The sequence below is a fragment of the Silvibacterium dinghuense genome, from assembly GCF_004123295.1.
Taxonomy (GTDB): domain Bacteria; phylum Acidobacteriota; class Terriglobia; order Terriglobales; family Acidobacteriaceae; genus Silvibacterium; species Silvibacterium dinghuense.
The window spans coordinates 1,447,154-1,469,950 of sequence record NZ_SDMK01000001.1; the positions used below are offsets into that span (position 1 = coordinate 1,447,154).

Annotated in this window: 14 protein-coding genes and 1 riboswitch; of the genes, 9 read left to right on the forward strand and 5 right to left on the reverse strand. The window is 61.6% G+C overall.

Translation table 11 applies throughout. The features are described from left to right. Positions 1–92: 92 nt before the first annotated feature. Positions 93–3,587: a TonB-dependent receptor gene (locus tag ESZ00_RS05735; RefSeq protein WP_129207182.1), complete on the reverse strand. Its 3,495-nt coding sequence runs from the start codon at positions 3,585–3,587 to the stop codon at positions 93–95. Between the two features lie 304 nt (positions 3,588–3,891). After that, entirely contained in the window at positions 3,892–7,224 is a 3,333-nt protein-coding gene (locus tag ESZ00_RS05740; protein ID WP_129207183.1) for a TonB-dependent receptor, read from the reverse strand. 152 nt (positions 7,225–7,376) lie between these two features. On the opposite strand from ESZ00_RS05740, the gene obgE reads away from it, so the two are divergent. Next, on the forward strand, positions 7,377–8,414 hold the full coding sequence (obgE, locus tag ESZ00_RS05745) for a GTPase ObgE (protein WP_129207184.1): 1,038 nt from the start codon (positions 7,377–7,379) through the stop codon (positions 8,412–8,414). A 36-nt stretch (positions 8,415–8,450) separates the two neighbouring features. Here the strand turns inward: obgE and ESZ00_RS05750 are convergent, their stop codons facing one another. Continuing rightward, complete coding sequence (locus tag ESZ00_RS05750; RefSeq protein ID WP_129207185.1) at positions 8,451–9,926, reverse strand: TIR domain-containing protein; 1,476 nt, start codon at positions 9,924–9,926, stop codon at positions 8,451–8,453. Positions 9,927–10,064: 138 nt separating this feature from the next. Next, a riboswitch (Fluoride riboswitch) is annotated at positions 10,065–10,144 on the forward strand. A gap of 18 nt (positions 10,145–10,162) precedes the next feature. On the opposite strand from ESZ00_RS05750, the gene ESZ00_RS05755 reads away from it, so the two are divergent. Together ESZ00_RS05755 and ESZ00_RS05760 are read left to right on the forward strand one after the other, a co-directional pair. Continuing rightward, on the forward strand, positions 10,163–11,935 hold the full coding sequence (locus ESZ00_RS05755; protein ID WP_204520154.1) for a voltage-gated chloride channel family protein: 1,773 nt from the start codon (positions 10,163–10,165) through the stop codon (positions 11,933–11,935). Positions 11,936–11,996: 61 nt separating this feature from the next. Then, positions 11,997–13,409 carry a phosphatase PAP2 family protein gene (locus ESZ00_RS05760; RefSeq protein WP_229740983.1) on the forward strand — a complete coding sequence of 471 codons (1,413 nt, stop codon included), beginning with the start codon at positions 11,997–11,999 and terminating at the stop codon, positions 13,407–13,409. 63 nt (positions 13,410–13,472) lie between these two features. Here the strand turns inward: ESZ00_RS05760 and ESZ00_RS05765 are convergent, their stop codons facing one another. Then, positions 13,473–15,425: a CocE/NonD family hydrolase gene (locus tag ESZ00_RS05765; protein WP_229740984.1), complete on the reverse strand. Its 1,953-nt coding sequence runs from the start codon at positions 15,423–15,425 to the stop codon at positions 13,473–13,475. A gap of 131 nt (positions 15,426–15,556) precedes the next feature. On the opposite strand from ESZ00_RS05765, the gene ESZ00_RS05770 reads away from it, so the two are divergent. Together ESZ00_RS05770 and ESZ00_RS05775 are read left to right on the forward strand one after the other, a co-directional pair. Then, positions 15,557–16,285, forward strand: coding sequence for a sulfite exporter TauE/SafE family protein (locus ESZ00_RS05770; protein ID WP_229740985.1), 729 nt, complete (start codon positions 15,557–15,559; stop codon positions 16,283–16,285). Positions 16,286–16,550: 265 nt separating this feature from the next. Next, positions 16,551–17,612 (forward strand): 3-deoxy-7-phosphoheptulonate synthase, encoded by a 1,062-nt coding sequence (locus tag ESZ00_RS05775; protein WP_129207961.1) that lies wholly within the window; start codon positions 16,551–16,553, stop codon positions 17,610–17,612. On the opposite strand, the gene ESZ00_RS05780 is transcribed toward ESZ00_RS05775, so the two are convergent. Beyond that, positions 17,613–18,977 (reverse strand): MGH1-like glycoside hydrolase domain-containing protein, encoded by a 1,365-nt coding sequence (locus ESZ00_RS05780; protein WP_229740986.1) that lies wholly within the window; start codon positions 18,975–18,977, stop codon positions 17,613–17,615. It abuts the gene before it with no gap. A 54-nt stretch (positions 18,978–19,031) separates the two neighbouring features. Here ESZ00_RS05780 and ESZ00_RS05785 point away from each other — a divergent pair, with 54 nt between their 5' ends. The 4 genes from ESZ00_RS05785 to ESZ00_RS05800 all read left to right on the forward strand — a co-directional run bounded on the left by ESZ00_RS05785 (position 19,032) and on the right by ESZ00_RS05800 (position 22,712). After that, positions 19,032–19,451, forward strand: a complete 420-nt coding sequence (locus ESZ00_RS05785) for a MerC domain-containing protein (RefSeq protein WP_129207186.1) — start codon at positions 19,032–19,034, stop codon at positions 19,449–19,451. Between the two features lie 204 nt (positions 19,452–19,655). After that, the gene (locus ESZ00_RS05790) at positions 19,656–20,495 is read left to right on the forward strand and encodes a DUF1003 domain-containing protein (protein WP_129207187.1); all 840 of its coding nucleotides are present in this window, start codon (positions 19,656–19,658) and stop codon (positions 20,493–20,495) included. 304 nt (positions 20,496–20,799) lie between these two features. Next, complete coding sequence (gene exaC, locus ESZ00_RS05795; protein ID WP_129207188.1) at positions 20,800–22,335, forward strand: acetaldehyde dehydrogenase ExaC; 1,536 nt, start codon at positions 20,800–20,802, stop codon at positions 22,333–22,335. Next, positions 22,335–22,712: a DUF779 domain-containing protein gene (locus ESZ00_RS05800; RefSeq protein ID WP_129207189.1), complete on the forward strand. Its 378-nt coding sequence runs from the start codon at positions 22,335–22,337 to the stop codon at positions 22,710–22,712. The genes exaC and ESZ00_RS05800 overlap by 1 nt, the downstream gene beginning before the upstream one ends. Positions 22,713–22,797 lie beyond the last annotated feature (85 nt).

The window sequence follows — 22,797 nt, forward strand, 5'->3', positions numbered from 1 at the left end:
ACTTCTTATCTTCGCCCCTCGCGACCGTTCAATTCCCTTTCAACAAAGAAACGGCGGCCCGAAGGCCGCCGCTCTTGCCACATACTGCCGGTTTAGAAGTCGAGCTTCATGCCCAGCTGGATCTGGCGCTGGCTGTACACGAAGTTCGAGTTTGCGTTGGTGACCGCGCCGAAGCCCGACTCGCCGCTGACCCCGCCCGTCGTCGAGTACGGGTTGTAGACCAGGTTCGAGCCCGAGATCGAGTAGGCCGTCGTATTCACGCCGGTCACGTTCACGTGGTTGAAGACGTTGAAGACCTCACCCAGCAGCTCGACGTTGAAACGCTCGCTGATCGGGAGATCCTTCTCGAGGCGCATATCGAAATCCGCCGTCGTCGGCTGCTTGAAGGTATCGCGGCCGATCTGCAGCAGGTAGCTCGACGAAGCCGAGCCGGTCATGCCCGAGCCTGCCGCCGAGTACGTATAGTTGCCGTACGTCTCGCTCGGCATGGTGCCCGAGGTCGCCGCCGAGTAAGGCAGGCCGTTCTGTACCTGCACCACCGGATTCAGGTGCCAGCTGTTGATCAGGTACTTCTTCCAGTCGGTGGCGTTGCCGGGATAGTTCAGCAGCGCCCAGGCCACGAAGCGGTTCGGCACGTTGAAGGCCGAGTTGCCGTAGTTGGCCTTCGGATTGTTCCACGGGTCGTACCAGTTGTTGGTCGAGGGTGAGGTGCTCTCGTTCTGGTTGTAGTCCAGCGCGTGCGACCAGGTGTAGTTCAGGTCGAACTGCGCGTACTTATTACTGCGGTTGGTGAACTCGGCCACCAATGCGTTGTAGCTGGAGTTGATATTGCTCACCACTTCGGTCACCGAACCGTAGTCCGCATTCACGTAGGTATTCACCGTGCTGCCGCTCTTCGGCTTGGCCGTCTTCGCGTAGACATTCGAGGTGATCGTGGTGCCGCAGGCCAGCGGTCCGCAGTTGTTGTTCGTGCCCGTCACCGTCAGCGTGGTCTGGTACATCGTCGACTGCGCCGTGTTGGAAGCGCTGGCTACCGATGAGGGATTGAGGTTCAGATTGAGGAAGTTCGGCAGCTCCCGGCCCATTGAGCCGAGATAGCTGAGAGTAAAGATGTTGCCGTGACCGAAATCCTGCTGCACGCTCAGGTCGTACTGCTGGGTCTGCGGAGCCTGGAAGTTTTTGGCGAAGTAGTCGAGGCTGGGTGTGGGGAAGGTGCCGGAGGAGATCACCTGCGGGAACTGCGGCACTGTGCTGCTGGTCTTCTCACCGTAAATCGAAGGCACCGTGTACTGGCCGAGCGGGCTGCCCGTCGCTTCGTACGCGTTGAGGATGACACCGTTCAGGATACGGCCGTAGTAGAGGCCATAGCCGGCGTGCACCACCATCTTGCCCTTGCCGTAAGGATCCCACGAGAAGCCGATGCGCGGACCGATGTTGTTCTTGTCGCTCGGCTGATTCTGTGTCGGAGCGTAGGGATACTTCTCGGTCGCAATCAGCGAGGGGAACGGCGGCGGCACGTGCTCATAGTCATAGCGCACGCCGATGTTCATGGTCAGCCGCGGAGTCAGCTTCCAGTCATCCTGCGCGAAGAAGCCGTAATCCATGGTAGTGATGGTGAACTTCGGGGTACCGAAGCCCTGCGTGAAGCCGTAGTAGCAGGGATAAGCGCCCAGGCCGGTCTGCGACTCCGAGCTGTCGCAGGTACCGCTCGGCTGCAGGATGTCGGCGAAGAAGTCGGAGAAGTAGGTGTAGGTGTACACACCGTTGCTCTCGTACAGGTTGTTGACCGTGTCGGCGTTGCGCAGGATGTCGAAGCCGAACTTGAGGTTCTGATTGTGATAGGTCCAGTTCGCCGTGTCGCCCAGCTGCGTCTTACGCTCGTCCGGATAGGCAGTACGGAACGAATAGTAGGGCATGCCGGCGGTAAAGCCGTTGTTCGAGCTGCCGCCGTAGATGGCGAGCTGTACCGGCGTGCCGGTGGTGTTGTTCAGGTATTGGTTGGTGAAGGAGCTGTGCGCCTGCTGGCCTTCATCGTCGAGCTCGCGGCCGTACTGGAAGCGCAGCTCGTTCGAGAGCGAGGGCGAGAAGACGCTGGCCAGCTCGACCAGACCATAGTCCAGTTTCACGAAGTCGGTGCCGAAGGTGTCGGTGGCGTAGTTGTTCGAGGTCTGCGTCTGCACGCCGCCGGGCGAGTCCCAGCGCAGACGGTGGTAGAGCGCGCTCAGGTGCTCGGTGCCGGAGATCTGCCAGTCAAGCTTGGGAGTGTTCAGCACTTCATCGCCGGTACGCGGGGTCGTGCCCAGGTCGTCAAGCAGGCCGGCGCCAGTGAGGCCAGTTGCCCCGGAGGCTGCGGTACCGTACAGCAGCTGGGTATAATGCAGAGCCGCGGTCGCATAGTTACCACTATAGACACGCCAGGCCAGAGCGCAGACGCCAGCATCACCCGACTTGACGTCGGTAGGAGTCGTATTTGTACCGGTAACGACCACCTTCGCGGCAGTGCCTGTCGAGATACAAGAGTCGTCTGAAGGAAGCGCCATATCCGCAGACTGGCTGAAAAATGCGTTCGGCGAGGACGGCTTGGCTACGCCAGGAAAGTTACGGCGGTACTGATCATACGCGTAGAACCAAAAGAGCTTGTCCTTGATGAGCGGGCCGCCGGCACCGAAGCCCCAGCGCTTGCGCCAGTCCTTGGGCTGAAAGGGAACACCGGTAATGACGTTGGGGGTGTCACCCGAGTAGGTGACGCTGGTGTAGGTAGTAAAGGGGTTCAGCGCGCCCCAGTCGTTGTCGCGGTCGTAGAAGTAGGTCTGGCCGTGGATGCTGTTGGTGCCGCTCTTGGTGATGGCGTTGAGCACGCCGCCGGCCGCGCGACCGAACTCGGCCGAGAACACACCGGTGTTCACCTGGAACTCGGCGATAGCGATCTGCGAGGTCGAATAGCCTTCACGCGTACGGCCGCGCTCTTCGGAGAAGAAGGCCTGGTTGTCGTCCGCGCCGTCGATCTCGACCGTGTTGAGCAGCGGGCTGATGCCGCGGAAGCTAATCAGGCCGTAGCCGTTCGCATCCGAGACCGCGCCCGGGGTCAGCAGCGCCAGATTCGACCAGCGACCGCCGTTCAGCGGCAGGTTCACAATTTCCTTCGAGGTCAGCGTCTCGGAGATTTCCGCGGACTCCATCTTGAGCAGCGGCGCCTCGCTGGAGACGGTCACCGACTCACTCGCGGTGCCGGTGTTCATCGTCGGATGCAGCTCGCTGAGCGAGCCGACGGTGACTGCAACCGTGTTCGCGGTATAGTCGCCGAAGCCGCTCGCGGTGATGGTCACGGTATAGATGCCGGGGTTGACCAGCGGGGCCTTGAAGTAGCCGCTCGCGTCGGTCGTCAGCTTGATTTCGGCATTAGTGCCGTTGTTGTGCAGCACCACATTTGCGCCACCGATGACTGCGCCGGTCGCATCTTCCACGGTTCCGGCAATGGCACCCTGCGTCGTCGACTGCGCCTTGGCCACAGGCCAGCACAGGCCTGCCCATACCAAGGCGAACGCGCAACCGCGCACACCGCGGCTCCGGCTCATAAAAGTCTTCATTATCCTGGCTCTCCTCAGAAAGAAACTGCTGATCTCTGCAGCCTTCGTACGTTCTGGCTGCCTCTTCTCTGTATGTGTGGACGGAATTGCAGCCCTCTGACTCAGCCGATGTCTTTCAGGGAAAACAATGCCTGCAAAGCTGCCAGCTGTCCGAACGATCCACAGCAGGACGGTCTGTCCTGCATTTCTACCTTGCCATAGCTAGATAAAAATTCCGTGACAAAGCTGCAACAATTCTTTGCGGATTCACGTCTTTTAAAAATGGCACCGCTCTCACTCAACTCCCCAGCGATCCCTATCCCATTTAGAATCTGAGCTTTACTCCGGCCTGCAGCTGCCGCTGCCGGTAGGCGGCCGAAGTATTGGCCGCGGTGACCGTCCCGAAGGCCGAGGCAACGCTTCCGGTCGTGCTGGCGCTCCCGCTCATGTAAGTCAGCCGCCCGTAATTGGTCTCGGTCGTGCTGTTATCGGCGTAGTAGCCGATCGTCTCCAGCGACGTGACGTTTTGATGATTCAATGCGTTGAAGGCTTCCGCCATCATCTCGAGCGACACCCGCTCGGTGATCGAGGTCCGCTTGGCCAGCCGCACATCCATATTTGTGATCGGCGGCTTGCGGTAGGTATTGCGCCCCACCCAGGGCAGCAGACGGCTGCCGCCCAGCCCGTCCAGGCTTTCGCCCAGTCCGCTCACCGGCACATACGAGCCCGTAATCACGCCCGGGTCGTCGATCGCGGCGCAGTCCTCGCCGGACTGGAGCCATTGTTCATAGGAGCAGGCCAGCGCGGGGATGGAACCAGTGGTTTGCATCGAGTACGGCAGCCCGGTGTGCCACTCCCCGCTCATCGCCAGCGTGTATCCGGTAAAGGCGCGCCCGGCCCATTTCTTCAGGTGCCATGGTTCATGCAGCACCACCTGCCCGGCGATGCGCTGGCGCACGTCGAAGCTCGATGCCGCCCATTCCAGCGACGTATTCTGCGGATCATAGAGTCCGCTCTCGGTCACCAGCGCCGACTCAGCCGGATTCCCGTCCCAGGCATGCGCGTAGGTGTAGCCAAGGTTCATCGCCGCAGCGCCTATGCGGCGCGTCAGCCGCAGGACTCCCGCTTCGTACTTCGCGTTCGTCTCGCTCTCGATCGCGTAGATGGCGTCATAGGCTGGATTGAGCCGCTTGTAATAGAAACGGCTGGTGTATCCAGCGGCGGATTGCAGCGGTCCCAGCTTATCCGGATCATCCACCGTGTAATGAATCGTCCCGGTCGCGCTCAGGTCGACGTTGCGGTCCACAATCTTCATCAGCTCGCGGCTAAAGGAACCCAACGCCGTCAGGCTGACGACCGTCTGCCGTCCAAACCGCTGCTCGAGGGTCAGCGCACCCTGCATCACCTGCGGGTTCTGAAAATGCCGGTCGAAATACACCGCCTGAGGAACAATCGAGAGCGCAGGCGCTGCTCCGAAGACATAGGGAAACGGCGGCGCGCCCACATCCAGCGGCTTCGCGTAGTAGCTCTGCGCGCCCGCGCCGGTGCCGGTCAGCGACAGCGCGCTGTAAACGGTTGCGTTCGGCACACGCCCGTAGTTCACTCCGGCCCCGGCCTCGATCACGGTCCGCCCCGAGCCGAAGATATCCCACACTACGCCGGCCCGCGGCCCGTAGTTATTCCGGTCCTGCGGCAGATAGCGGGTCTGTGGAATGGCTCCATTCGCCACGGCCGGATTCGTATCCGGCAACCGCTCGCGCTCATAGCGCATGCCGGCTGAAAACATCAGCCGGCGCGTCAGCTTCCACTCATCCTGCACATAGACGCCGTAGTCCTCTGTCTGCAGCGACCAGTCCGGCAGGCCGATCGTCTGGCGGTAGTGCGAGTAGCAGGGATAGACACCGGCCCCCGTCGTCGATCCATCGCACGAATCCGGCGCCAGCAGGTCCGACATGAAGTTCAGCAGCGACGCATACGTATACGCCCCGGCCTGCCCGTTCAAGCCATCGACCACATCCTGCACATGGCTGTAGTCGAAGCCGACCTTCACCGCGTGCTTATGGTGAATCCACGTCACCCCATCCACCAGCTGCTGCCGCGTCTCGTCGGGATAGGCCCGCCTGTCGCTCGAGGTACGCGTCCCGAAGGCGAATCCCTCGGCGCGATCGACGCTGACCTGAGGCGCCAGTCCCCACGCCGCGCTGGCCAGCGTCTGCTCGAAGGCTGTCGGCTTACTCGCCATCTGCGCCAGCCGCTCGCGGCTCCAGGCAAAACGCGCAGAGTTCACTACGCTCGGACGCCAGGTATAGGTCCATCCGCCCAGCGCCGTTCCGGTTGTCGTCGAACTGCTCCCGAAGCTGCCCACTCCATACGTCTCCGTCGCTCCGGCCAGTGCGCCATTCGTCGCCTTGCGGCCCATGCCGCTGGCCTCGATCAGCACGCTGCTGCGGTTGTTCGGACGCCAGTCGAGCCGCGCAAAGCCGTTCTCCTGATTCGCCGTTCGTGGCACGCTGCCGAGCATCCCGGCCAGATCGCCCAGCACCGTATTCCACGCCGTCAGCGCAGCGGCATCGGAGAGCCCGGCGCGCGCCGCCAGCGTCTCCACGTTCTGCGCACTGGGTGCGGCAAAGAAGGTCGCGGGCAGATTCGCCCGCGCCACTCCGGGGAAATCCCGCCGCTCTCTATCGAAGGCTCCGAACCAGAAGAGCTTGTTTCTTCGCAAGGGACCGCCTGCCGACGCACTGCCCACGCGCCGCACATCCACCGGCTTATACGGAACGCTCACCCACGCGCCGGCTGCGTCTTGCTCGGTCAACGTCGTGAAGCCATTGCCTGCTCCCCATGCGGCATCGCGGTCGGAAAAGGCGGCTTCTCCATGCAGCCGGTTGCTGCCACCCCTGGTGACGGTGTTCACCAGGCCTCCGGCTGCGTGTCCGTACTCCGCGCCGGCATTGGCCGTATTCACCTGGAACTCGCGAATCGCCGCCTGCGCGGTCGCGTAGCCTCCGCTGCCGGTTCCGCGCATCTGTGCATGGAAGGCCAGCGTGTTGTCCACTCCATCCACCGAAGCCGCATTCAGCATCGGACTGAGGCCGCGATAACTCACTCCGCCCGGACCGGCGCTGCTTTCGTCCTGGGAAACCGCGGGCGTCACCGTTCCGGCCGAAAGCCCGGCTGCCGCACTCCGATCCCCGCTTGCGCTGGGCAGGTTGTCGATTGCACCCTCGTCCAGGTTGTCGGTCAACGCCGGCTGCGGACCGACCTCCGTCTTCCGCTGCCGCGCCTTCCATTTCGGCTCGACGGCCTCCATCGTCAGCTGCGCGGTCATCGTGGTGATGCGGCCCACCTCGACGGCCACGCTCTCCGCATGCCACACGGCGAAGCCCGGCGCATTGATGCGCATGGCGTAAACGCCCGGGGGCACCTCAGCAAAGCGAAAATTCCCCTTGCGATCGCTCAGCACCTGGATTTCGTCGCCGGTCGCCGTGTTCTTCAACGTGATGAGCGCGGCAAACAGCCGGCCGCCGGCGTCCCGGATCGTGCCCGCCACCGATCCGCCGGTGGAGGACTGCGCAGATGCGGCCATCGCATACACCGCCAGCAGCGCCAGAAGAGCCGCTGCCCGCAACCATTCCGGCCATTGCACTCGAAATCGCACCGTCCGCCTCGCCTGCCTGCAGCGAGCACACGCGCGCGGCCGCCGCCCGGCTCCGCGCCCTGCTTTTTGCGGCGCGCCGGCCGACAACCTCCTGCCTGTCTCCTGCTGAAGTGTCTGGAAGCGTAGCCGATCCGATAAACTGAAAGATCACAATGTTTATCGACGAAGCGAAAATCCGCGTAAAAGCCGGTGACGGAGGTAATGGCTGCATGGCCTTCCGTCGCGAGAAGTTTGTCCCCCGTGGAGGTCCCTCCGGTGGAGATGGCGGCCGCGGCGGCAATGTCATCATGGAATCGACCCAGCGCCACAACACGCTGATCTTCTTCCGCTATAACCCCGAGCACAAGGGCGAGCGTGGCGAGCATGGGCTCGGCTCGAACTGCACCGGCAAGGACGGCAAGGACATCATCCTGCAAGTCCCGGTCGGTACCGCCGTCTACGACCAGGAGACGGGCGAGCTGATCCACGACTTCCGCCTGCCCGACGAGCGCGTGGTGATTGCCAAGGCCGGCCGTGGAGGCCGCGGCAACCAGCACTTCGCCACCTCCACGCACCAGGCCCCGCGCGAGCACGAGCCCGGCTTCCCGGGCGAGGAGCGGCTGCTGCGCCTGGAGCTCAAGGTGCTGGCCGATGTGGGCCTGGTCGGCTTCCCCAACGCGGGCAAGTCGACGCTGATCTCGCGCATCTCGGCCGCGAAGCCGAAGATTGCCGACTACCCGTTCACCACGCTGCAGCCGAACCTCGGCGTCGTGTCGGTGGGCGAGGAGCCGCACGAGCAGAGCTTCGTGGTGGCCGATATCCCCGGGCTGATCGAAGGCGCGCACCTCGGCGCCGGACTCGGCACGCAGTTCCTGCGCCACATCGAGCGCACGCGCCTGCTCGTCCACCTGGTGGATGTGTCGGACGCCAGCGGCCGTCCCGATGCGGTGGAAGATTTCAAGGTGATCCTGAAGGAGCTGGAAAACTTCGGCCACGGCCTCGACGAGAAGCCGATGATCGTGGTGGCGACCAAGATCGACGTCGCCAATCCCGAGAAGCTCAAGAAGCTGAAGGCCGCAGCGAAACGCCGCAAGCTGGATTTCTACGAGATTTCAGCCGTGACCGGTCAAGGGATTGAGGCGCTGAAGTACGCGATTGGGGCCAAGGTGGCGGAGTTCAAGGCGGCGGAGAAGGCTGAGGTTGGGGCATAAATCTGCCCCACTTCCGCTAGCTCCGAAAGTGTCTTATCAGCCTCCGATACGCTCGAAGAGCCGGAATACAATCTTGTCTACCACGTCGCTCTCCCAGTCGGGCTTGCTTGGGTCGAAGTCAAACTTGATTCCCACAGTATCTGTGGGGATTCCAACAAATTTAGTTTCATCCAAATAAATGGGAATGACCTCACCTTCTGGAACCCTAGGCAGAAAGCATTCTCGCTCAAAAGTAGGCCAAATCTTGGTCTCGTAATATTTATCGAGTAAGCAGATAACTAAACGACACTTCTTAGCGAAGATTTCTCTAAATGAATTTCCCCAAGCTTTACCTAAGAAATTATTTTCAAACAATTCATCGAAAAAAATGCTCGCATCCAAGATTTCTATATTGTCTGCAATGCTCTTCGCGAGAGCTCGATTTTCACCCGCAAAAGAAATCGCAAACTCATATTCATAGTCTCGGGATTCATCTCTAAACCCGCAATCAATTCTCAATGACTCCCAGTTGAGATGCTTAACATAATAAAAAACTGCAGGATCCTCAATCGCAAACATCTTCGTTTCAGCGTTGTAGTAAAAAAGCTTTTCACATTCTGGCTTCTCTGCAATTAAGACCTTAAGCCTGTGCTCTTTTACGTTATTTACGCTGCCACGGACATCTGCATTCGCATTGGCTAATTCATTTAGATCAATAATCGAACTATCTTGCTGACCTATCGCGCGGAGCAACTTGAAATACGGATCATTACTGGGACGAAATCTACGACCACGACAAAACTGCTTTACGCCCTCATGATAGGCCGAACGAAGCCGGTCAACGACTCGAGCGCGCAGAGAAGCCAAATTAATACTTATGCTTCTAGGTGTATCTTGGGTTTCTAAAATATCTTGTCCTGTGCATAGGGTTTGGCATAGATGCTGAGTCAGCCAGTAGTCGCCACGGCTTTCTTCAAAAAGTAATTTCCAATTTTCGATTGCAATATTGAGCTGTTCACATCCAGTCAGAATGAGCTTCTGAATGTCCTCCTCGCGCCCCAGCTGAATCCTGTGTATTCCCACTCTTTTGGCAACATCCGGCACCAGGTGTATCAATTCACTGCCAACCTGGTTGATACCAACCAGCACAAGCTTTGGAAGTCTCACTTCCCCCTCGGGCTGCTCGGCAGCCAATTTCGCAAGATCAGCTAACGAGGCTTGCAAGTCAGAGTGGAGCCTATGGAAATCGTCTATTACATACATTCCGCCCTGGCGGTTTACGACTAACTCAGTGATCCTAGTTACATCTTCCGCTTTGCGGGCGCTTAATGATACGACGGAAGCTCCACTACCGAGCTTCTCAACAGCCTTCGTTATGCAAGTCGTCTTTCCTGTTCCTGACTGACCTTCGATAATCAGAGGTTTGCCAGGCCTGCGCAGATCTAGAAAGATGTCATTGAAGTTTGGAGGCTGCACAAAAGTGAACTGTGGCACCCCCTCAGTGACGAACACTTCTTCGAGCAGCCGCTTCATCAACTCAGATTCTCCGATCAGCAACTAGGCTAGGACAAAACGAAATTACCACTTAAGCAAGCATGAATAAATCTGTTATTTGCAAACGCCCAATCCCCCAATTGACGCCCCAAGCCCCTCCCCGCTAACCTAGAACTCAAATACGAAGGCGATGGAGTTCGCCTGAACCGCGCCTCCCGGTTCTGCTTTGATGAGGCGCTGATGACTCCTACGACTATCCCTTCGTAGGAGCACGTTTGAAGTCCATCTCTGCACATCCTCTCCTTGCCGAGCAGTCGCATATCTTTGTCCAGCTGTTGCGCTGGCTGGTCATTGCCTCCTGCGCCGGCGTCCTGGGCGGCTCGGCCTCGGCGCTGCTGCTGGCCTCGCTGAACCTGGCCACCGCCGTCCGCGAGTCGCACCTGTGGCTCATCGCGCTGCTGCCGCTGGCCGGACTTTTTGTCGGCTGCCTCTACAAGTACCTCGGCTCTTCGGTCGAGGCGGGCAACAACCTCATCCTCGAAGAAGTGCATGACCCGCAGGCGACCATCCCCCTGCGCATGACGCCGCTCATCCTGATCGGCACCTTCCTCACCCACCTCTTCGGCGGCTCGGCCGGACGTGAAGGCACCGCCATCCAGACGGGCGCCTCGCTTGCCGACCAGCTCACGCGCCTCTTCCGGCTGCGCAACGGGGATCGCCGCATCCTGCTCATGGCCGGCATCAGCGCGGGCTTCGGCTCGGTCTTCGGAACGCCGCTGGCGGGCGCGGTCTTCGGCCTCGAGGTGCTGGCCATCGGCCGCCTGAACTATGCGGCCATCTTCCCCTGCTTTGTCGGGGCCTTCGTGGGCGACTTCACGACGCACGCCTGGCGCGTCCACCACACGATCTACACCGTGACGCAGGTTGCGCCGCTGAGCCCGCGCAACCTGCTCGCAGCCTGCGCGGCGGGCATCGCCTTCGGGGTAACAGCGATGCTGTTTGCGAAGGCTACGCACGCGGTCTCGCACTTCATGAAGAAGCACATCGCCTGGGGGCCGGCGCGGCCGTTCACCGGCGGCATCGTGGTGGCGCTGGCCGTGGCTGCCGTGCACACCACGCGCTACATCGGCCTGGGCGTGCCCACCATCGTCGCATCCTTCCAGCATCCGCTCCACTGGTACGACTTCGCGGCCAAGTTCGCCTTCACCGCAGTCACGCTGGGCTCGGGATTCAAGGGCGGCGAGGTCACGCCGCTTTTCTACATCGGATCGACGCTGGGCAACGCACTTGCGCATGTGCTGCCCCTGCCCACTTCGCTGCTGGCCGGCATGGGCTTCGTGGCCGTCTTTGCCGGGGCCGCGAACACGCCGATCGCCTCGAGCCTGATGGCGGTCGAGCTCTTCGGGGCCGAGGCCGGAGCCTTCGCCGCCATTGCCTGCGTGGTGAGCTATCTCTTCTCCGGCCATTCCGGCATTTACCACGCGCAGCGGCTGGGCAGCAGCAAGCACGCCGCGCTTACGCACGAGGAGGGCCTTTCGCTGGCGCTCATCGCCAAGCAGCGCACGGAAGCCGATGCCGACACGCTCCTCATCCCCGAAAACGAACGCTTTCCCGACAGCTATCCCGGAGGCATCCTCATGGCGAACACCGCCGTTCTTCGCGTCTACTTCAGCACTGCACAGGTTCTGAAACATGACTCCTGGTGGCGGCGTATGCTGCCGCAGAATCTCGGCGCCTATCTCCTCGAACAGGCGCGGGAGGCGGGTATCGAACAGGCCCTGCTGCACCGCGTGACCGGCGGCTATCTCAAGAATCAGAAGCTCATCATGGACTCGAGCGACATTCCACCGCTGCGCCTGCCGCAATGCCTCGAGCTGGTCGGCGAGGAAGATCTGCTGCAGGAGTTCCTGCGCCGCAACCAGAAGCACCTGGGCGGAGCCCGTGTGATGTTTCTTCACGGCAAAGAAGCGGAGTTCGAAGCGGAGCTGGAACGGCAGGAGCTCGAAGAGGCTATCGCCATCGAACGCAACGATCAGCTATTACCCTAGTATCCGCAGAAATGTGCGCATTCATGACACCGCATCCCATGCCCGGCTACCATTCCCGTATATGAAGACCTCCGCTCGCTCCGCTGTTTCGCTCCGCCGAGCCGCCTGCTGTGCCCTGCTCGCCTTTGCCTCCGTCTCCCTCGCCACAGCGCAGTCGATGACCGCGCCCGCCGCGGCTCCTGCGCCCTCAAAGGCTACGCTTGAAGACCTCCGCGGGCTTGCCCCGGTGAGCGCGCTCTCGAACAGCGAGGCCGGGCAAGCGGCACTGGCCGGGAACCTCACCACGACCGGAGACATTCAGACAGGCGAGATTCGCCAGCCCACGCTGCTGCCCTTCGCCTCGCAGCAGCAGCTCGCGCTGGCCGACGTCTTCGCGCCGGGGCACAACCTTGGCCAGCTTGCGGATGGCCTCGGCACCACGCTCGGCGCTGCGTACCTCACGCGCTTCCACCCCATCGACCGCGAGCACGCCACGCCGCTGCCCCCGGCCGTCGCGCGGCTGGTCGATTTCGCCGTCGCCACCACCGGCTACCACTCGAATGCGGCAAAGTTCTTCTTCGGCAACGGCACCACGGACGGCAAAACGCCGATCTCTCCCGAGGCCCAGGCCATCTACACCGAAGTGCACGGCAGCCCCGATCCCTTCGGCCGCGCCTATCATCTGGCCGCCGGCTCGCCCGGCTCCGATCCTTATGGCGACTCGCGCCCCTTCCAGACCGAGCCCGTCTTTACGCACTATATGAGCATCGATTACTTCCACGATCCGGCCACGAATGATACGTACAACCGCGGCCCGCTGATGGACCTGACCGGGAACCCCTCCTATCCGAGCGGCCACACGACTTATGGATACACGGGCTCGCTGCTGCTCGCATTGCTGGTGCCCTCGCGCTATCAACAGATGGTCGCGCGCGGCGCCGAGTACGGCAACGACCGCATTATTGTCGGCGCGCACTATGCGATGGATGTGCTCGGCGGACGCGCGCTGGCGCTGCACGATATGGCACACCTGCTGGCCAACGATCCTGCCTATGTGAAGGACTCGCCCAGCAAGAAGATGGAGCCGATCGGCGACTTCCAGGCCGCGCTCAAGGCCGCGCGCGCCGAGCTTGCGCCGATTCTCGAAACGGCCTGCGGCGACAGGATCGACAGCTGCGCCGCGCAGGACATCAGCCGCTTCAGCCATCCGGCAGCCGACAGCGCCTTCTACGAATCCACGCAGAACTACAACATCGCCATCGCTCATCCGGAAACGGTGAACAAGATCGAGGACGTGGGCAAACTTGCGCCCGAGGCCGGCTATCTGCTCACCGCAGCCTTCCCCGGCCTTTCGCTTGAAGAAGCCGACCGCATCCTCACTGAAACCGAGGGCCCCGGTGGCGGCTTCCTCGATGACGGCTCGAGCTTCGGTGTCTACTCGCGCATCGATCTCTATGCGGCGGCGGGTGTGGCGGCGCAACGCACAAGCAAATAAGCATCACAACGAAAAAGGCCCGGAGCTTTCTGCGCTCCGGGCCTTTTTACTTCACACATGAACTTACTGCTCCGCCGGAACCACCGGCAGGCTGATATAGCTCGCATCGTCTCCGGAGTGCCAGATTCTCTGCGTGGCCTTCTGGTAGTCCTCGGGCTTCGCGGTGAAGATGTTGTCGACATACTTCTGCGGATTGCGGTCATAAAGCGGGAAGAGCGTGGACTGCACCTGCACCATAATGCGATGACCGGGCAGGAAGGTGTGGTTCACCATCGGCAGCCCGAAGACATAAGGCAGCGGCGTATCCGGCTTGATCGGCTCCGGATGCTCGAAGCTGGTGCGGTAGCGGCCGCGGAAGATGTCGATCCCCACCGGCAGTTCGTAGCCACTCATCGCCGTCTCCGGCGTCGACTCCGGCTGTACGTCGATCAGCTTCACCACCCAGTCCGAATCCGTGCCGCTGGTCGAGGCGACGAGATGCACCACCGGCTCACCGGAGAGCTTCATCGGCTCCTTCAGCGGCTCGCTGACGTAGGTCAGTACATCAGGCCTGCCATCGACGAAGCGCTGATCGGTGACCAGCCACGTGCGCCAGTTGGAACCATCGACCGGCCGCGTGACATAGGGCACCGGCTTCGCAGGGTCGGAGACGTATTCGTCAAATTTCTCGCCCGTTGCAGGCTTCTCGAACCAGAGTCCGCCGTTCGCCTGCAGATACAGCGGCTTCGAGGTCACAGGGCAACCGGCTTCGCAGGCCTCAGGGAAGACCTTCTTCGTCTCCCAGCGATCGAGGCCAGGGTTGTAGATCCATGCGTTCGGCGTATCGGCCTTCGGCGAACCCGGTTTCAGGTACTGATTGAAGAAGGGCAGCAGCACATCCTGGCGCCACTGCGCGGTGGTATCCGTGGCCCACACGAGAGGACCAAGGTTGCGGCCTTCGCGGTTCACCTGGCTGTGGAACCAGGGCCCCATCACCAGGTGGTTCATCGAGTCGGGCACGCCCGCGGCCTTGAGCGCACGGTAGCTGTGGATCGCGCCCCACATGTCTTCCTGATCCCACAGACCCTGCTCCCACATCGTAGGCACGGTCAGCTTCTTCTTCGCGATCAACTTATCGAGCGCCTGCGATTGCCAGTAGCCGTCGTAGGCAGGATTGTCGCGCATCACCTTCCAGAAAGGCAGCTGCTCCATGCCACGCGCCCGCGCAAAGGCGTCGGCCGAACCGGCCTCGAGGAAGTTCGTGTAATCGTCCTTGTGCACATGCGGCACATCCGGACCCGAGCCGCGGGCCGCCGTCTGCCCGAGCACGTAGTCGATGTTCACCTGGCGGAAGGCGCCGTAGTGGAACCAATCGTCACCCATCCAGCCATCGACCATCGGGCTTTCAGGCGCGGCTACCTTCAGCGCCGGATGTGGATTGAGAAGCGCCATCACGACGGTGAAACCTTCGTAGCTTGAACCGATCATGCCGACACGCCCATTCGACTCGGGTACGTTCTTCACCAGCCAGTCGATGGTGTCGTAGGCATCGGTCGTATCGTCGGCGCCGCTCGGGTTGTAACCCGAATTCACCGGCGGAGCGGTCATCAGGTACACGCCTTCGGAGCCATACTTACCGCGAATGTCCTGATATACACGGATGTATCCGGCCTTGACGAAGACCTCGTCGCTCAGCGGCAGTTCCTCGATCATCTTGTCGGAGTCGGCGCGAGCCGCACGGTGCGCTGCATCGTAAGGCGTGCGCGTCAGCACGATCGGCGCATTCTTCGCACCCTTCGGCACCACGATCACGGTGTAGAGCCTGGTGCCGTCACGCATGGGGACCATCACCACGCGCTTGTCGTAATCCTTCTGCCGCTCCGGCGCGACAAACTTCGCCGGCAGATCATCCGAAGGCAGGCTGGGATCGGCCAGCTTCACCTGCTGCGCCATCAGCCCCATACCCGAACACACACTCATACTCAGCAGGCCAACCGCCAGCCACCGCGAACCATTCACGTCCAGCACCTCGCGCACAAAAGAATTTCAGAGAAATTACGAATGGGGAAAGGGTATCACTGCGCGTCATCGCCAACAGGCACGACTCCACTGTGTTTGAATCAACATGCTCAAACATCTTTGGGGAGACAGTCATTCACGCTTCACTTTTGTTTGTTCTGGCCGTTGTTTTTATCGCCACGCTGGTGCGGTCGGCATTTGGGTTTGGCGAGGCGTTGATCGCAGTGCCTCTGCTGGCGCTTTTCATGCCGCTGCAGGTGGCCGCGCCGCTGGCGGTGCTGCTTTCCATCGCGATCGCAGCGGTCGTCGTGGTCCAGGACTGGAAGCATATTCACCTGCGCAGCGCCTCAGGCCTGCTGGGAGCTACGGTCTTCGGTATCCCGCTCGGCCTGCTCCTGCTGACCCACGCACACCAGGAACTGGTGAAGGCGGGGCTGGGCATCTTCATCCTGCTCTTCGCAGCCTATTCGCTCCTCTCACCCGATACGCTCCGGCTGGATCGCGAGCACCAGCCGCTGCTTCTGCTGGCAGGATTCCTGGCCGGCATTCTTGGAGGAGCGTATGGCATGAACGGGCCCCCGCTGGTCATCTACGGTTCGCTCCGGAGATGGTCGCCACAGCACTTTCGTGCGACCCTGCACGCATATTTTTTGCCTGCCAGCATATTGGGGATGGCGGGCTACTGGAGCGCCGGCCTGTGGACTCGCACGGTGACGCATGAGTTTCTGTTTTCGGTGCCGATTGCGCTGCCCGCGGTCTTCCTTGGGCGGGCTCTCAACCACCGCTTCACCGGCACGGGATTTCTCAAATATGTGTATGTGGGGCTCATGCTGATTGGCGGCATACTGCTTGCCGAAACAGTGACGCACCGGGTGTGAAAATACCAGCTTCCCATCTGCTACCCAGGGTGTATCGACCTAGGCCGTATCCCCATAGAGCGATAGTAAAAGGCTGTCATTTCGACCGGAGCAGGACAGTTTCATCGTCCTGCGCAGTGGAGAAACCTGCGATTCTCCCTGTACCGGCAAAACGCAGGTCCCTCCACTCCGCTGCGCTCCGGTCGGGATGACAACGATATGGGTACGTCCTTTAGTTTCAGACCATCTCGATTGCGGATACAACCTAGTATTCTGTTTCATGGCCATGACGTACCAGACAAACAACCTCCGTATCCGGTCCAGCAAAGTCGTTATTCCTCCCGTCTTCCTCGAGGAGGAGATGCCCCTCACCGAAAGCGCCTCGCGCACCGTCTTCGAGGCGCGGCAGCAGATCGCGAACATTCTCAACGGGGCGGACGACCGGCCTGTGGTCGTCGTCGGGCCATGCTCGATCCACGATCCAGCCGCAGCCAAGGAATATGCCGGACTGCTCAAGGCGGCCATCACCGAGCTCTCCAGCGACCTGATGATTGTGATGCGCGTGTACTTCGAGAAGCCGCGCACCACCCTCGGCTGGAAGGGGCTCATCAACGATCCCTACTTCGACGATTCCTTCCGCATCAGTGATGGACTGCGCATGGCCCGCCGCCTGCTCCTCGAGCTGGCCGAGATGGGTGTGCCCGCCGGCACCGAATACCTGGACATGATTTCGCCGCAGTACGTCTCCGACCTGGTAAGCTGGGGCGCCATCGGCGCACGCACCACCGAGAGCCAGGTGCATCGCCAGCTGGCTTCCGGGCTGTCGTGCCCGGTCGGCTTCAAGAACGGCACCTCGGGCAACACACAGATCGCCATCGAGGCCATCCTCTCGGCGAGCCATCCGCACACCTTCCTCGGCACCACGGAGACGGGGCAGTCGGCCATCCTGCTGACCTCGGGGAATCCAGACTGCCACATCATTCTGCGTGGGGGGCGCGGGGTCACGAATTACGATGCCGAGGCCGTAGCCTCGACCGTCGCGCAGATGGGGAAGACGGGCGTACCGGCACGCATCATGATCGATTGCAGCCACGCCAACAGCGGCAAAGACCATCGCCGGCAAGGCGCGGTGTGCCGCGATGTAGCCGGCCAGATCGCCGGCGGCAACCGCCATGTGATGGGCATCATGATCGAGAGCAATCTGGTGGCCGGCGCGCAGTCGCTGGTAAACGGCAAGGCTCCGGTCTACGGGCAGAGCATCACTGACGCCTGCATCGACTGGCCGGAGACGCTGGTGCTGCTGCGCGAACTGGCCGAGGCCACGCGGGCGCGGCGTGCACGCCCCTGATTACTCTGCCGCGCTGAGAGCCGCCGCAAAGGCCAGGAATACCAGAGCCGCAGGCGAGTAGCCTCCCGGATCGGGCTGGGTGAAGACGCCGGTCTCCGGATCGAGCTGCTGCCGGAACTCCGCGTGCCTCGCAATAGCGTCGCACCAGGCGTGCATCAGCACGCGCTCGGCTTCGTCCTGCCCGTAATGCCGCATCCATCGCGGCGCACGCAATGCTGTGAGCGCCTGCGAAGCTCCGCCCCAGGAGTTGCGCGGGATGGGCCGCACGAAGGCAGGGTCATCCACGGCAATGCTGGTCAGCGGATACGGGGCCCAGAAGGCATGCGGGTTATGCAGCTGCCGCTTCCACACCGCTTCAAAGATGGTGCGGTCATGCCGCTGGCTCGTGTCGAGCACATGCTCGCCCAGCACCCGGCTGATCACATCCGAGCGCACGCGCACAAAGCGATTGTCGCTGTCGAGATCGTAGAAGGCGGCATCCTCCTCGGAGTAAAGCTTGTCGAGGGTCAGCTTCCGGATCTGTTCGGCATCCTCGAGCCAGCGCGCCTCGTCTTCGCGGCGGCCCAGCGCACGCGCCATCTCTGCGAGTGCGCGCCGCGCACCAAAGACGGTTGCAGAGAGGTCCGGGCAGAGTCGCGGCAGCCCCGGCGCAGCAGGACACTTCCGCGCATCACCGTCGGCGCAGCGGTTCGGCATCCCTTTCCAGCGCGGACTGTTGTCGTGTCCCGTGTCGTAGGTGCAGAAGCCCTCCACCAGCCCCGTGCCGCGGGTGTTGCGATAGCGCCGCAGCCATGCATCCCAGTCCGAGCAGGCGCGGTAGGCGGTGTGCAGCAGCTTGTCGTCGGCGCGCAGCTGCGCCAGCTCCCATGCGGTCGCGGCAATCGGCACCACCATCTGAATCTGCGCAAAGCCGACGTCGCTCATCTTCACGCTGGCAGGCAGCTGACCATCCTCGCGCTGCAAGGCGAAGAAGGCCATGTGATTGTTCCGCGCCACATCCAGAGGATCGACATTTCCGGCGGGCAGCCAGCGCTTCAGCTGCGCATAGACCAATCCCTCGTGCGGGCCACACTCCTGCCAGATGCCACGATAGGTGCTGCCTTCGATCAGGCAGGGCTTTGCATATTTTGGCAGCGTAGAAGCGACATTCCCTGCAAGCGTCGCGATCGCCGCATCCCAGGTCACACGCCACGCAGCGTCTGCCTCGACGATCTTCGGCCGCGCAGCTGCAAATACAGTCCGGCTACCGGTCAGGACTGTGGCTCCCACTGCCGCGGCGCTGCGAACAAACTCCCTGCGCGACCATGATGCCCGCATCACGCGCACGCATCCCCGCGCTTCCGCCATGCCCGCGATATAGCCCATAAAACAGCGTGCATTTCCCTCCGGCGGCAACTTCTTCCGTTACTCTGATTCCTTATGCAAAAATCCACCTGCAGCTCTCCCTTCACCACCGACCATCTCGGCATGTGGACTTCGTGGCTCTGCGTCGCGCACTGCCTGCTCACGCCTGTGCTGCTCTCGATGTCCGCAGTGCTCGCACACTTTCTTCCCTCCGAGGAGCATGTTCACCGCACGCTCGCCGTCTTCATCGCCTTTGTCGGCGCACTTGCGCTGGTGCGCGGATTCCGCCGCCATCGCCGCCGCCGCGTCATCGCGCTGATGGCCTCAGGTCTGGCCATTATCTTCTTCACTGCCTTTTACGGAGAACATCTGCCCAGTCATGCGGTCGAAGTCTCGGTCACTTTCTGCGGCAGCCTGCTGATGATCTCTGCCCACCGCATCAACCATACCTTCTGCAAGCGCTGTGACTGCGCTCCGGCCAAGACAAACGCCTGAGAGCGGGCTGTTCCCCACACAAGCCTGCGGAGAGTTTGTATAGGCCACCCGACCAGCTCCTCCGCGCTGTGAGGGCTTCTGTAACAGAAGAATCATCCTCTTTCCGAGCGCACTCCCATACTCTGTTTTGTATCCCCAGTTGCGTATTCTGTTCGCACACACCACGGCCCGGCCATGGTACGCCGCGAAGAAGAGAGAAGCTCCATGCCCTGTAACCCTGAGGAACTGAAACACGTTCCACTCTTTGAATTATTCGACGAGGAAGAACTCGCCGTGCTGGCCAGCCAGGTCGAGCTCAAGCAGTTTTCCGCCCGGCAGCGCATCTTTAAAATCGGCGAGCCCTCGCGCTGCGCCTATGTGTTGCTCTCCGGCCACATCCGCGTCACTACCGTCGATGAGGATCAGCAGGATGTGATTCTCGACGAGCCCGCGCACGGCGACGTCTTCGGCTTCGCCTCCATGATGGATCAGACCGCGCACCAATCGAGCGCCATGGCCATGGAGGAATCCGTCTGCCTCGAAATCGACCGCCATGACATTGCCACGCTGCTGCAGCGCAAACCGCTTGCCGGCCTCGACATGCTCACCATGCTCGGCCGCCAGTTTCACGCCACGCAGCGGCTCATCCAGCTCCGCGCGCACCGCAATGCCAACGAGATCATCGAAGAGGAGTCCACCTTCGGAGAACGGGTTGCAGACATGGTCGCCGGCTTCGGCGGCTCGTGGAAATTCATCATCAGCTTTACGACCGTACTCATCGTCTACACCGCTCTGAACATCTTCCTCAGCCACAGGGCCTGGGACCCCTACCCCTTCATCCTGCTCAATCTTTTCCTCTCCATGCTCGCGGCACTGCAGGCTCCGGTGATCATGATGAGCCAGAATCGCCAGGACGCGAAGGACCGGCTCCGCAGCGAGCTGGATTTCGAGGTCAACCGCCGCGCCGAATCGGAGATCCAGGCTCTCTCACGCAAGCTGTCCCTGCTCGCCGACCAGGTCAGCGATATCGAAGACGGTCTGCGCACAACAGCGCCCAAGGGGTAGCTCAGGGCTGCTGCGCGCAGGGCGATCCGCCTTCGCCTCCGCTTCCGTTGGTCGCGAATGTGGTTTTTGTTCTTTTGAAAGAGAGAAGAACCCGGGTGCCCCACGTCTCGCCGTTGAGACGTGGGATTTTTAATCTGAAGCCAGGATCGCGACCGGCGGGAGCGGGGAGAAATCCTGATTCCGCACGAAGGCGCGAAGCGCGATCGCCTGGACAGCCAGTCCCACTTGGCAACCGACCCCTCGCGGAGTAAGGATAGTTCCGTTCGTTCCGCCTTCCCAAGGCAAGGAAAGGAAACGCGCCACAATGGCTACCTCTACTCCCGTCCAGATCGATCCCCTGCACTACGGATATCCTGTCACCTTCCAGAAGCGATACGGCAACTACATCGGCGGCGAATGGGTTCCGCCGGTCAGCGGCCAGTATTTTGAGAACATCACCCCGGTCACCGGCAAGGTGCTCTGCGAGATTCCCCGCTCCGGCGAGGCCGACGTCGAAAAGGCCCTCGACGCCGCGTACAAAGCTAAGAAAGGCTGGGCCAAGACCTCCGTCACCGAACGCTCGAACATCCTCATCAAGATTGCCGAACGCATCGAAGAGAACCTCGAGCTGCTGGCCGCGGCCGAGACCTGGGACAATGGCAAACCGATCCGCGAGACCACGGCAGCCGACGTTCCGCTCAGCGCCGACCACTTCCGCTACTTCGCCGGGGCTATCCGCGCGCAACAGGGCGGTATCTCGGAGATCGATCACGAGACCGTCGCCTATCACTACCACGAGCCGCTGGGTGTCGTCGGCCAGATCATCCCCTGGAACTTCCCGCTGCTGATGGCCGCATGGAAACTGGCTCCGGCACTGGCCGCGGGCAACTGCGTGGTGCTCAAGCCCGCGGAACAGACACCCGTCTCCATCCTGCTGCTGCTCGAAATCGTCGGCGATCTGCTGCCTGCGGGCGTGCTGAATGTCATTAACGGCTTCGGCCGCGAGGTCGGCAAGGAGCTGGCCACCAACCCGCGCATCAACAAGGTCGCATTCACCGGCTCGACCGCGACGGGCCGCCTTATCATGCAATACGCCTCCGAGAACATCATTCCCATGACGCTCGAACTCGGCGGCAAATCGCCCAACATCTTCTTCGAGGATGTGCTTCGCGACGACGATGATTACCTCGACAAGGCCATTGAGGGCATGGTGCTCTTCGCCTTCAACCAGGGCGAGGTCTGCACCTGTCCTTCGCGCGCCCTGATTCAGGAATCCATCTACGACCGCTTCATGGAAAAGGCGCTCAAGCGGGTCAAGGCCATCAAGCAGGCCAATCCGCTCGACAAGGACACGATGATCGGTGCCCAGGCCTCGAAACAGCAGTTTGAAAAGATCATGTCCTATCTCGATCTTGGCCGGAAGGAAGGTGCGGAGCTGCTCATCGGCGGCGAAGCGGCGAAGCTTGAAGGCGACCTGGCCGGCGGCTTCTACATCCAGCCGACGATCTTCAAAGGCCACAACAAGATGCGCATCTTCCAGGAGGAGATCTTCGGCCCCGTTCTCTCGGTCACCACGTTCAAGAACGATGACGAAGCCCTGGAAATCGCCAACGACACGCTCTACGGCCTCGGCGCCGGCGTCTGGACACGCGACCTGAACCGCGCCCACCGCTTCGGCCGCGATATCGAAGCGGGCCGCGTCTGGACCAACTGCTATCACCTCTATCCCGCCCATGCAGCCTTCGGCGGCTACAAGCAGAGCGGCATCGGCCGCGAAAACCACCTGATGATGCTGGAGCACTATCAGCAGACCAAGAACCAGCTCATCAGCTACAGCACCAAGAAGCTGGGATTCTTCTAATGCCTGAAGTTCCCGATCAGGTCACTGCCACGCCCGCGGCCTTGAAGCTCATCGATGAGCTCAAGGCCGAGCACGGGCCGATCATGTTCTACCAGTCCGGGGGATGCTGCGAGGGCTCCGCGCCCATGTGCTTCCCCGAGGGCGAGTTCCGCATCGGCAGCCGCGACGTGAAACTCGGCGAGATCGGCGGCGCGCCGTTCTATATCTCGAAACCGCAGTTCGAGTACTGGAAGCACACCCAACTCGTCATCGACGTCACGCCCGGTTTCGGCGCGGCGTTCTCGCTCGAGGGGCCCGGCGGCCTGCAGTTCCTTACCCGCTCCCATGTCTTTACCGACGACGAGATTCACACCCTGCGCGACGCCGGCCGTATCTGACAATGCCGTTTGAGCTGTCCCCGTCCGTAACACCGGAAAGCGCCGCTGCAATCAAATAGGCTTGGCACCTGCGCTATGCGGCGTA

What these genes read in the sequence shown, in the direction of transcription:
- ESZ00_RS05790 (WP_129207187.1), top strand. Translation starts at nt 19,656, where the DNA reads ATGCCCTGTAACCCTGAGGAACTGAAACACGTTCCACTCTTTGAATTA.
- ESZ00_RS05735 (WP_129207182.1), bottom strand. Translation starts at nt 3,587, where the DNA reads ATGAAGACTTTTATGAGCCGGAGCCGCGGTGTGCGCGGTTGCGCGTTC.
- ESZ00_RS05760 (WP_229740983.1), top strand. Translation starts at nt 11,997, where the DNA reads ATGAAGACCTCCGCTCGCTCCGCTGTTTCGCTCCGCCGAGCCGCCTGC.
- ESZ00_RS05800 (WP_129207189.1), top strand. Translation starts at nt 22,335, where the DNA reads ATGCCTGAAGTTCCCGATCAGGTCACTGCCACGCCCGCGGCCTTGAAG.
- exaC (WP_129207188.1), top strand. Translation starts at nt 20,800, where the DNA reads ATGGCTACCTCTACTCCCGTCCAGATCGATCCCCTGCACTACGGATAT.
- obgE (WP_129207184.1), top strand. Translation starts at nt 7,377, where the DNA reads ATGTTTATCGACGAAGCGAAAATCCGCGTAAAAGCCGGTGACGGAGGT.
- ESZ00_RS05780 (WP_229740986.1), bottom strand. Translation starts at nt 18,977, where the DNA reads ATGGGCTATATCGCGGGCATGGCGGAAGCGCGGGGATGCGTGCGCGTG.
- ESZ00_RS05750 (WP_129207185.1), bottom strand. Translation starts at nt 9,926, where the DNA reads ATGAAGCGGCTGCTCGAAGAAGTGTTCGTCACTGAGGGGGTGCCACAG.
- ESZ00_RS05785 (WP_129207186.1), top strand. Translation starts at nt 19,032, where the DNA reads ATGCAAAAATCCACCTGCAGCTCTCCCTTCACCACCGACCATCTCGGC.
- ESZ00_RS05775 (WP_129207961.1), top strand. Translation starts at nt 16,551, where the DNA reads ATGACGTACCAGACAAACAACCTCCGTATCCGGTCCAGCAAAGTCGTT.